11 protein-coding genes are annotated in these 11,052 nt (G+C 54.7%); 4 read left to right on the top strand and 7 right to left on the bottom strand.

Features of this window, described 5'->3' with window-relative positions; genetic code table 11:
* The first annotated feature begins 8 nt into the window (after positions 1-8).
* Complete coding sequence (locus SAMA_RS05365; RefSeq protein WP_011759145.1) at positions 9-251, top strand: DUF3319 domain-containing protein; 243 nt, start codon at positions 9-11, stop codon at positions 249-251.
* Here SAMA_RS05365 and SAMA_RS05360 read toward each other — a convergent pair.
* The gene (locus SAMA_RS05360) at positions 248-1,150 is read right to left on the bottom strand and encodes a LysR family transcriptional regulator (RefSeq protein WP_011759144.1); all 903 of its coding nucleotides are present in this window, start codon (positions 1,148-1,150) and stop codon (positions 248-250) included. The genes SAMA_RS05365 and SAMA_RS05360 overlap by 4 nt on opposite strands.
* Positions 1,151-1,284: 134 nt before the next feature.
* Here SAMA_RS05360 and SAMA_RS05355 point away from each other — a divergent pair, with 134 nt between their 5' ends.
* The 3 genes from SAMA_RS05355 to SAMA_RS05345 all read left to right on the top strand — a co-directional run bounded on the left by SAMA_RS05355 (position 1,285) and on the right by SAMA_RS05345 (position 6,021).
* Positions 1,285-2,232, top strand: a complete 948-nt coding sequence (locus tag SAMA_RS05355; RefSeq protein ID WP_011759143.1) for an AEC family transporter — start codon at positions 1,285-1,287, stop codon at positions 2,230-2,232.
* 109 nt (positions 2,233-2,341) lie between these two features.
* Entirely contained in the window at positions 2,342-4,006 is a 1,665-nt protein-coding gene (gene recN, locus SAMA_RS05350; RefSeq protein ID WP_011759142.1) for a DNA repair protein RecN, read from the top strand.
* 197 nt (positions 4,007-4,203) lie between these two features.
* Positions 4,204-6,021, top strand: coding sequence for a thiamine pyrophosphate-binding protein (locus SAMA_RS05345; protein ID WP_011759141.1), 1,818 nt, complete (start codon positions 4,204-4,206; stop codon positions 6,019-6,021).
* Between the two features lies 1 nt (position 6,022).
* Here SAMA_RS05345 and SAMA_RS05340 read toward each other — a convergent pair whose 3' ends face one another.
* The 6 genes from SAMA_RS05340 to ribH form a co-directional block, all read right to left on the bottom strand.
* Positions 6,023-6,805: a slipin family protein gene (locus SAMA_RS05340; protein ID WP_011759140.1), complete on the bottom strand. Its 783-nt coding sequence runs from the start codon at positions 6,803-6,805 to the stop codon at positions 6,023-6,025.
* On the bottom strand, positions 6,798-8,387 hold the full coding sequence (locus SAMA_RS05335) for an NfeD family protein (protein WP_011759139.1): 1,590 nt from the start codon (positions 8,385-8,387) through the stop codon (positions 6,798-6,800). The genes SAMA_RS05340 and SAMA_RS05335 overlap by 8 nt, the downstream gene beginning before the upstream one ends.
* A 160-nt stretch (positions 8,388-8,547) precedes the next feature.
* Complete coding sequence (locus tag SAMA_RS05330) at positions 8,548-9,045, bottom strand: phosphatidylglycerophosphatase A family protein (protein WP_011759138.1); 498 nt, start codon at positions 9,043-9,045, stop codon at positions 8,548-8,550.
* Positions 9,045-10,004 carry a thiamine-phosphate kinase gene (thiL, locus tag SAMA_RS05325; protein ID WP_041410146.1) on the bottom strand — a complete coding sequence of 320 codons (960 nt, stop codon included), beginning with the start codon at positions 10,002-10,004 and terminating at the stop codon, positions 9,045-9,047. The genes SAMA_RS05330 and thiL overlap by 1 nt, the downstream gene beginning before the upstream one ends.
* Positions 10,005-10,100: 96 nt before the next feature.
* The gene (gene nusB, locus SAMA_RS05320; protein WP_011759136.1) at positions 10,101-10,505 is read right to left on the bottom strand and encodes a transcription antitermination factor NusB; all 405 of its coding nucleotides are present in this window, start codon (positions 10,503-10,505) and stop codon (positions 10,101-10,103) included.
* A 15-nt stretch (positions 10,506-10,520) separates the two neighbouring features.
* On the bottom strand, positions 10,521-10,997 hold the full coding sequence (gene ribH / locus SAMA_RS05315) for a 6,7-dimethyl-8-ribityllumazine synthase (RefSeq protein WP_011759135.1): 477 nt from the start codon (positions 10,995-10,997) through the stop codon (positions 10,521-10,523).
* Between the last annotated feature and the right edge of the window lie 55 nt (positions 10,998-11,052).

Genomic DNA, 11,052 nt, shown 5'->3' with positions numbered 1-11,052 from the left:
GGTAATGTGTGAGAACCTTACTTTATCAAGGCTTTATACTCACTAATCTCGACGGAAAAACCGACAGCTGGCGTCTAACCATAGCCGATGAAGTGCGCATCGGCTCTCTGTTTGAACTTCGCCGTCAGGTGGCTTTTTATCAGGAGCTGGGGGTCCTTCCCCCGGTGAAGGACTATCCGGCTCCCACCACATCATCCTCCAAGCGCAAACCCGGTCACCCTCCCAAGGGACGCAAAAAGCAGTTGGGTTAAGCGTCCATCGTAAATAACCCCGGCGCCCGCGACTTCATAAAATCGATAAAGGCTTTTACCTTGGCAGGTTGTTGCTGCCGCTGGTGACACAAAATCGAAATCCGCCGCGTTTCTCCCCGCCAATCCGGCAATACCGGCAACAGCAGGCCCCGTTGCAGCTCCTGTTTAAAGAAGAGTTCCGGCCCATACAATATGCCACCATCATCCACACAGGCACTGATAGCCCCCTGCAGGTCGGTCAGCGTCAGGCTCGCGGGTCCGTCATAATAGAAGGCCTCCCCCTGTGGATGCCTCAGCGACCAGTTATACAAAGGCCATACCTTGATGATGTCGTGGGCAGCAAGGCTGCTGGGATGAGTTGGCATGCCCCGGCGCTGCAGATACCCAGGCGACGCCACCAGGCGGTAATCCAGTGTCCCAAGGGGTACCGCTATCCAGGACGAGTCCGGCTGAATACCGCCCACGATGGCGATATCTATGCCCTTGTCGATAAGGTCGACTACCTCGTTTTTTTGGGTGATATGCAGCCTGATCCCCGGATATTCCCGCCGAAACTCGTTAATGGTTTTCATAAAAATCATCGAGATGATAGAGATGGGGGCGGCAATACGCAGCGTGCCTTCCAGCGGGTCTTCGCCATCACCATAAAGGGCGTCCACGGCGCTCACCAGAGACTTGTAACGCTCGTAAAGCGCCATACCCTCTTCGGTGAGGCGAATTTTGCGGGTGCTTCGCATCAACAGCTGACGGCCTCGGTTTTCTTCCAGGCGGGATAATTTACGACTGACAGTCGCCACCGGCATCGAAAGGCGGTCGGCCACGGCAGACAGGCTACCGGCGTCCACCAGCTGCACAAAGAGGTAAATCAATTCAAGTTCGCTGCCCGGATGCTCTCTCATGCCGTTTCCCGCCGTTAATCATGGATATGCCTGCGACCAAGGACCAATGGTCAGCTCGCATCATGATATGCTAATTTGCCTGCCGAGCCCCACTGCAAAGGGGGAAATTGTGATCTGCCGAGGCCCCAGCTGAGATGTTCAACCTCCTCATTCCGCTGCTCGCTGTTGTTGCCGTGATGATTGCGGGCGCTGCCAGCTCCAGACTCCTTCCGGGCTGGTTAGAACGCTTTCTCAACCAATACGTGTACTACCTTGCATTTCCGGCCATCCTGTATGTGAGCTTGGCCAAAACGCCCATTGAACAAATTCTCAACCCCGGATTTGTGCTGGGTTATCTGCTTGCCATGGTGGTGACCTATGTATTGGTGCAGCTATGGTCACTGAAGCATGAACAGGGACAACCCCGTCCGGCGAGTCTGCGTGCCCTCTCGGCCACCTTCGGCAACACAGCCTTTATCGGTATTCCCGTGCTGGCGATGCTGTTTCCGGATAATCCGCAGGCGCTGATGGCTGCCGCGCTGGCAAGCCTTTTATCCGTCTTGATGTTTGCCGTTACCGTGGTGCAATTAAGACTTGCCAGCCAACCACTGACTGGCATTGCTCGATTAAGCCTGGCGCTGCGGGTTGTGAGCAGGAACCCTGTGGTCATCGGCTGCGCTCTCGGGGTACTGGCGTCGGCGATGCAGTTTTCACTGCCCCCGATACTGGAACCCCTGGTGACATGGATAGGTAAAAGTTCCAGCCCCTGCGCGCTTTTTGCCATCGGCATAGCGCTGGCCCGTTCCATGCGAGAGCCTGAACACAGTCGAGTGGGCGTGCCCTTCTGGCACGTGAATCTGGCGAAACTGGCTTTGCAGCCGCTCCTGGTATGGCTACTCTTCAGTTGGTTTGGGGTGGACACGCAGCTGACCGTGATGGGGGTACTGCTTTCCGCCATGCCCACTGCCGCCAGCGTTTATCTGCTGGCCTATCAGGATAAAACCCTGGAAAAACAAATCGCCCGGGGCATAGTGGCAGGCACGCTGCTGACGCTTTTCAGTCTGCCGCTGCTGACGATGGGGTTAAACCTGATAACCCAGTAACCAAAAAATTTTTCACGTCGGGCCTCTGGGATAATTTACTGTACAAAAAATCAGTATATACTGTGTATCAATACAGTACTTTGATTGCTAATCACACAGGATTGCCGTCATGCTTTGTCAGCTCAGCATCAATAACTTTGCCATTGTTCGCTTTCTGGAATTGGACTTCCGTCCGGGTATGACCAGTATTACCGGTGAAACCGGTGCCGGTAAGTCTATCGCCATCGATGCCCTGGGGCTGTGCCTGGGTAACCGCGCCGACGCCGGTGCCGTGCGCCCCGGAGCCAGCAAAACCGAGGTCAGCGCCCGTTTCTCTCTGGATGATGTGCCACTGGCCCGGCGCTGGCTGGAGGACAACGATCTCGAGCTGGACGACGAATGTATTCTCAGGCGTACCATCACTTCCGATGGCCGTTCACGGGCCTACATCAATGGCAATCCTGTCCCCCTCTCTCAGCTCAAATCCCTCGGGCAATATCTGGTGGGGATCCACGGCCAGCATGCACACCACGCTCTCTTAAAAAACGAACACCAACTGACGCTGCTGGATAGCTATGCCAATCACCGCATGCTGCAGGAGTCGGTCGCCAGCGCCTATCAGCGCTGTCGTCAGATCGAAGCCGAATTAAGGCAGCTTGAGCAAAGCCAGCAGGAACGCATCGCCCGCAAACAGCTGCTGCAGTATCAGGTTGAAGAATTGGACGAATTCGCCCTGATGGAAGGAGAGTTTGAACAAATCGAGGCCGAACACAAACGCCTCGCCAATGGCACCGCACTGATTGAAGATTGTCAGCACACCTTGTCGCTGCTCAGTGAATCCGACGAAGGCAATATTGAGTCGCTGTTAAACCGAGCCTTATCCCTGGCCGCAACCCTGGAGTCGCTTGACCCTACCCTGGCCCCCATTGGGAATATGCTCAATGACGCCCTTATTCAGGTGCAGGAAAGCAGCAGCGAACTTGGCCGTTACCTGTCCAATCTGGAGCTGGACCCGGAACATTTTGCCTATCTCGAAGAGCGACTCTCCAAAGCCATGACCCTGGCACGAAAACACCATGTTGCCGCCGATAAACTGGCTGCGCATCATCAGGAGCTTGCCAGGGAACTGGCCGGATTGGATTCCGATGAGGCGCAGCTGGATGAACTGAAGCAACAGGTGCAAACCAGCAGGGAGGCTTATCTCAGTCACGCGCAGAAGCTCAGTCAAAGCCGTCTTCGCTATGCCAAAGAACTGGATAAGCAGGTCACCGCCTCCATTCAGGAGCTCAACATGCCAAAAGGTAAGTTCACCATCGAGGTGAACTTCAACGACAAGGTGATGAGTGCAAACGGCAGTGACAGTGTGGAGTTTTTGGTTACCACCAACCCAGGCCAGCCCCTGTCGCCATTGGCCAAGGTTGCCTCGGGCGGTGAACTGAGCCGCATTGGACTGGGTATTCAGGTGATCACCGCGAAAAAGGTCTCGACACCCACACTGATTTTTGACGAAGTGGATGTGGGGATTTCCGGCCCAACTGCGGCCGTGGTTGGCCGTATGCTCCGTGCCCTCGGTGAGGCAACTCAGGTGTTTTGTGTCACCCACTTGCCCCAGGTTGCCGGTAATGGCCATCAACATATGTTTGTGAACAAATCCACTAAGGGTGGACAAACAGAAACCTCGATGAAGCCACTGGACAAAGACGCCCGGATACAGGAACTGGCTCGCTTGCTGGGCGGCGATACCATTACCGAAAATACTCTCGCCAATGCCCGCGAGCTGCTGCAAGGAACGTAAGCCAGGCTTTCCAACAAAATATTCAATTAATCAATTGGATAGACCTTAATCTCACCATAGTGTCACGCCCGGATGACAGCGCGTTATCCGGGCAGATGCACTGCAAATGATCCACATCAACATCCCTAAGCCGTCTCAGTCATAAGCTGCGAGCATTTGTTGGGCAATCGCCTTTGCCCCTCTGCGGCGGATAACTTATGACTTCTATTTCTCAAAATCTGGGCCAGGCATACAGTGAACAACTTCCCAACCTGGGACAAAGCCTTTGCGACATCCTGTGCTTTTTTGGTTTGAAGCGCGTCTATGGAGTCGGCGGCGATTTTGTGGCAAACCTTATCAATGCCCTGGACGGTCCGCTGCAGGTACTTCCCTCCAGTAACGAAATGCACGCCGGATTCAGCGCTTGTGCACAGGCTGAGCTGACCGGTCTGGGGGCCTGTCTGACAACCTACACGGTGGGAAGCCTGCCCTGTGTCAGTGCCGCGGCCCTTGCCCGAACCGAAGGCCTGCCGGTGATTTTCATGTCCGGCGCCCCCGGTGAAAATGAAATACAGGGCCATGCCCTGCACCATATGGTGCACCCGGGTTCAGGCTGGCATACCGACCTCAATGCGGCGCTCAATGCCTTTAAAGCATTGGGAATTCGAGCCGAGCGGCTGCAGGGACAGCGGCATCAGGGACAACCCAACGTTGCTGCCGCGCGCTTTTTTGAACTTGTGTGTGAGGCGGTGCAATCCCGCCAGCCCGTGTATATCGAAGTGCCACGGGATCTGGTCATGCAGCCGACGCAGAGCCTGCGACTTCCCCTGAATATCGATGAGTTAAATGCCATGACCCGGCTGAATCTTGCTGGCGCAGGACTCATCGCCGACGATATCTGCAGCCGTCTGGTGAAAGCCAAACATCCCCTGGTATATCTGGGGGAACGTCTGCGAATGAACAGCGCTTTGCTTGAGCGTATTGTGCATTTTTGCCAGCGCCTGGGACTGCCCTACGCCACCAGTTGGTTTGCCAAGGGCATGGTCGATGAATCTCATCCCTTGTGTCTTGGGGCATATAATGGGGTATTCAGCCAATGCCGTGGTCAGGCGTATATCGAAGAAAACGCGGATTATGTGCTTGAGTTTGGTACTGCCATCTATGACTCAGACACCAACAATGCCTTCGCCAGCGGCACTCACGCCATCGACACACATCCAAATAAGACCCTGCTCAAAGGCACCGCCCGTTGGGAGTTGGATTTACAGGCCGTGGTGGATGCGCTGGAGAGGGCTAACCTGCCGGTACGCAACCTGGCTTTGGTCAATCAGAATAAAGACCTGCACGAGGCAATAACACCGGATACCTCGTCGTCCCTGGGATATGCCAACCTTGCACAGACCATCAACCAATTTCAGCGTGCAGCCGGGAAGGACTTTATTTTGGTACCTGAGGTGGGTAACGCTCTCTTCGCCGCCTTTGCTCTGGACGCCCGAAGCTCAGATGTAGGCCGCAGTTTTCTTGCCAACCCCTGGTATGCGGCCATGGGTACCAGTCTGCCCTATGCCCGGGCCATTGCCGATGAACTCAATGCCAAGGGAAGCCCACAGCCGATACTCTTGATCACCGGCGATGGCGGTTTTAATTTTCAATGTAATGAGTTGATTAATCTGCAAAAGCAGAATGCAAACCTCATCATTTTGTACATGCGCAACAACCTCTTTCACCTCGGGAAATGCGGTGATGCTCCCATATACGCCTGCAACGACTTAAGGTTTGATGTCTCAAAACTGATTGCCGCTTACGGTGGCAAATATCATCTGTGTCAGTCCGTGGACCGCCTCTATGAGGCGCTGGCAATGGGCGTTCAGGGTGGATTACATCTGATAGAAGTACCCACCTCCACTGAACCAGAGCAGCAAAGCCCCATAGCCATCAAATTGAATACCTATATCAGCGCCAAAAACGGCAACCCTGAGGCCCTTATCTCCTGGAATAAACTCTGCGGTAATCTACCACCGACAGACGCTCAGTAGCTTATTGCTGTGTCTTTGACGATGTTAAACCACTGAGATGATTGAGCAGTTCAATCGGCAGGGGGAAGAGTATGGTGGAGTTATTTTCACCGGCCACTTCGGTCAGGGTTTGCAGATAACGCAGCAATAAGGCGTTTGGCTCCTGTGATAGCCTGGCCGCAGCGGCGACCAATTGCTCCGATGCTTCAAGCTCACCCAGGGCATGGATCACCTTGGCTCGCCGTTCCCGCTCAGCTTCGGCCTGGCGGGCAATGGCTCTGATCATGGTCTCGTTGAGGTCGACATGTTTGATTTCCACATTGGCGACCTTAATCCCCCAAACATCCGTATGTGAGTCCAATATCCGCTGGATATCGGCATTCAACATGTCGCGATTGGCCAGCATTTCATCCAACTCATGTTGCCCCAATACCGATCTCAACGTGGTCTGGGCGAGCTGACTGGTCGCGCTCAAGAAGTCTTCCACGTTGATAATGGCCTTCTGGGGATCGACAACCCGAAAATAGAGCACCGCATTAACCCTCACAGACACATTGTCGCGGCTGATCACATCCTGAGATGGCACATCCATCACTACTGTGCGTAAGTCAACCCGCACCATTTGCTGGATCACAGGGATAACTATGATAAGCCCGGGTCCTTTGACACGGTAAAAACGCCCCAGCATAAAGACCACCGCCCGCTCATATTCACGCAGGATGCGAAACATCGAAATAATTAGCAGCAGTAACAGCAACACCACAAGGCTGAAAGACACCTGCAGACTTGAGATAACCTCATTCATCTTGTTTCTCCTTTGATTCATCCAGCGGACCAAGCTCCAGCAAGAGCCCGGAGATAGACTCTACCCTGACCCAGGTTCCGCTCTGCAGCGCCTGCTCACTGTGGCCCTGCCAACGCTCTCCCATAAAAAGCACCTGCCCTTTACCGGGAAAACCATCCAGCACCAGAGCCCTGGCACCTACCATTGCTTCAGGCCCACTGACCACAGCCCTGTGGCGCTGCTTAAATAACAGGGAAACCAGCACGGCAAAGAACAGCAGACTCACCATGGCCAGTGCCAGAATGACAGGCCAGGCAATACGAAAGGCATCCAACTCACTGTCGATGAGAAAGACTGAACCGAGCACGAAAGCGACTACACCACCAAACCCCAGAATGCCGAAACTGGGAACCAAAGATTCGGCCACCAGCAACCCTATCCCCAATATCAGCAGCGCCGCGCCAGCGTAATTGATTGGCAGCATTTGCAGGGCAAACATGGCCACCAGCAAACAGATGGCGCCCACCACACCGGAGATCCCCATGCCCGGACTGTAAAATTCCAGCAGCAGTCCATAGATACCCAGCATCATCAGCACATAAGCCACATTTGGATTGGTGATGGTACTCAGAAAAGTCGTTCGCCAGTCTGGTTTGGCGTCAAGGAGCAATGCCTTGTGGGTATGCAGGACGCGGACTGTGTCATTAATCACAAACTGTCGACCATCAATGGCCTCAAGCAAGGCGTAAGGATCTTTGGCAATTAAATCTATCGCCCCCAGCGCCAGCGCCTCAGAAGCAGTCGCAGTGGCAGCCTCGCGCACCGCCTGTTCGCCCCATTCAGCGTTTCGCCCTCTTAACTGTGCGAGGGTCCTGATATAGGCAACGGCATCATTGAGGATTTTACGCTCCATATCCGAAGCCCCTTGCTGCTCGGCTTCCTTATCCTTCGGCTCGCCTCCCGCAGGTGGCCCGAGTTGTACCGGCGTCGCGGCCCCTAAACTGGTGGCCGGCGCCATCGCTGCCAGATGGCAAGCGTAAAGCATATAGGTGCCGGCACTGGCGGCGCGGGCACCGGCCGGATACACCAGGCAGGCTACCGGTATTTCTGAAGTGAGTATGGCTTGATTGATGTCCCTCAGGCTTGCCACCAGACCTCCGGGGGTATCCAGGGTGAGCAAGAGTAGTTGGGGCGGTACGACCTGCTTTTGTGCCTTGTTCAGGGTACGAACAAGATAGTCAGCTACCCCAGGCCCTATAGCGCCTTTTACCTCCAGCAGCCATATGGGAGCCACAGTCCCTTCGAGGCCCCGGGCACCCGTGTTTTGGTGTGACGTAACTGCAGCGGCTAAGTCGGCGGAATGGTTTGAGCCAATGTCGCGGTCAGATACAGGCGTGGTATTTGCGATGTTGGCGTTGCTTAAGATAAATCCGGAGGAAAAAGCAGCGTGAGGGCTCGCCACCACGCCAGAATTCAAACTGCCGAGCAGCAGGGGGAGCAGTAATGCAAACAGCCCCGGTTTAGAAGCGAAAAGCCGGTTAATCGAGGCCAGTAACCTGACAACCTCGGGGCTGAACAATCTATTGAACAACCTATTGAACATAAGCGACTCCCAAGGCTCAGTCTCTGGAGTGCTTACAATGTCAGTCCTTTAGAAGTGCCTGAGCCTGTTTGTCCACTGTCTTTATAAACCAGTGCCATTTAAGCATAGCCCCGATGGCATCAAAAAGAGAGGAAGGCGCAGGCCCGCAGAGTCACAGTACTTAACCTGCAAACAAATAGGCGAGCCCCTGCAGGCAGCCGAAGGCAAACACACCGGCGAGCACGTCGTCAGCCATGATACCCAAGCCACCGTGCACCCTGGCATCCAGCACGCGGATAGGCCAGGGTTTCAGAATATCGAAGATTCGAAACAAGATGAAACCAGCCACCAGCCAGACGATGCCAGCGGGTGCCGCAATCAGGGTAATAAGGAGCCCCGCCACTTCATCCCATACAATGGCGCCATGGTCATGGACGCCCATGTCTTTGGAGGCCCTGTCGCAGATGTACACACCGGCTATCACCGCGATGAGGGTGGCAACTAAGTACCAAGCCAGTGGCAACGGGCTCAACAGCAGGTACAAGGGGATGGCGGCCAGAGTGCCGAAGGTGCCGGGGGCCTTTTTGGCCAAACCACTGCCAAAGCCAAGGGCAAGAAAATGCCAGGGATTTTTTAACGACAGACGCGACAGCGCCTCATCTTGACTGCGCCAACCCATCAGAAATGCTCAAAACCTTTGTTCATCGGTGTGAAAGGCTCACCGTTATGGGTCAGCTTGAGGGTGCTGCCCGCCGTGATTTGCCCGATGCGGAAAAACTTCACCCCGGCATTGGCCAGCGCAATTTCCAGCGCACCACGTTGCGCCTCTGGCACGGTAAAGAGCAGCTCGTAGTCCTCTCCACCGGTGAGCGCATACCCAAGCGCCTGCTCAAGCGGCACCGAGTCCTTCATCGCCTGTGACAGGGGTAACTTTTCCACGTCAATGTAGGCACCCACATTGGACGCCTTCAGCACATGGCCAAGATCAGACATCAAACCATCGGACAGGTCGATGGCACTGGATGCCAGACCTCGCAAAGATTGGCCAGCAAGTACCCTTGGTGTAGGTCGGTAATGACGCTCAATCAGGTACTCACTGTGCTCCGGGCGACTTTGCTGACGTCCTCTGAGGATATCCAGCCCCAACGCAGAGTCTCCCAACGAGCCAGTAACGTAAATCCAGTCGCCGCTACGGGCACCGTAGCGTGTGAGCGCCTTGCCTTCGGGCACCTGACCATTGATGGTAACGGCTATGACCTTCACAGGGCTTTGGGTGGTATCGCCGCCAATCAGCGCGATACCATAATATTCGGCGGCCTCAAACAGGCCTTCGCTAAAGGCAGCGAGCCAGCTTTCATCCACCGATGGTAAACTAAGGCCAAGAGTAAACCAGGCTGGCTCGGCGCCCATGGCGGCCAAGTCTGACAGGTTGACGGCAAGCGCCTTGTAACCCAGTGCCCAGGCAGGCATATCGTTGAAGAAATGCACCCCTTCTATCAGGGTGTCACAGGAGATGGCAATCTGCTTGTGCTCAGCCGGTTGAACCAGGGCACAGTCGTCGCCAATACCGTGTTTAACATCCCGACGCACCGGGCCACGGCCACAGAAATACTGATCGATAAGTTGGAATTCTTTCACTGTCATTCCGGCGTCGGCCTTGATGTCGGCCCGCCGACCCATTGAAAAATGAACACCGGAAAATGAAAAACGGCACCCTCAGGCACCGTCTGTCATTTAGTTGCGTGCAACCAGCTTATCCAAAATACCGTTAACGAATTTGTGTCCGTCTTCGGCACCGAAGGATTTGGCCAGCTCGATGGCTTCGTTGATCACCACCTTGTAAGGCACGTCCTTGCGGAAAGTCAGCTCGTAGACTGCCAGGCGCAAAATGGCTTTTTCTACTGGTGACACTTCCTCAAGAGGACGATCGAGCAGGGGTTTCAGCTTTTCATCCAGCTGAGCGGTTTTGGTTGCAGCGCCAGCAAACAACTCCCGGAAGTAAGCAACATCGACACCGTCCAGCTCTTGTTCGGTCAGGAACTCGTGCTCGACATCGGCAACGTTATTGCCGCTCAGTTGCCAGGAATAGATAGCTTGGACCGCCAGGCGACGGGCCTTACGGCGCTCTGAAGGCTTCATGATTTTTCCTACTAATTACAGCTCTTTATCAATAGCATTAAGTACATTGACCATTTCCAGCAGGCCCAGAGCAGCTTCGCCGCCCTTGTTGCCGGCCTTGGTACCTGAGCGCTCGATGGCTTGCTCAATGGTATCCGTGGTCAATACACCGAAAGACACTGGAGTGTTGAATTCCAGGGAAACCTGGGCCAGTCCCTTGTTGCACTCACCGGCAACAAAGTCAAAGTGAGGAGTACCACCACGGATCACGGCGCCCAGCGCAATGATGCCGTCAAACTTGCCTGAAGCAGCAACTTTCTTGGCAGCGAGCGGCAATTCGAAGGCGCCCGGAACGCGCACTACAGTGATGTTGTCTTCGCTGACCTGGCCAAAACGCTTGAGCGTATCGATGGCGCCTGACAGCAGGCTCTCAACCACAAAACTGTTGAAACGTGATACCACAATCGCCACTTTGGCAGATTTGGCTTCGATATGACCTTCTACTATGTGCATTCTCTCACCTGGTTTAACTTAAGGCACCCGGCTTGGTGCAATCCGCCCGGACGGA

This window comes from Shewanella amazonensis SB2B (assembly GCF_000015245.1).
Taxonomy (GTDB): domain Bacteria; phylum Pseudomonadota; class Gammaproteobacteria; order Enterobacterales; family Shewanellaceae; genus Shewanella; species Shewanella amazonensis.
The sequence above is the reverse complement of the archived record's forward strand: the minus strand, read 5'-3'. Positions and strand labels throughout refer to the sequence as shown.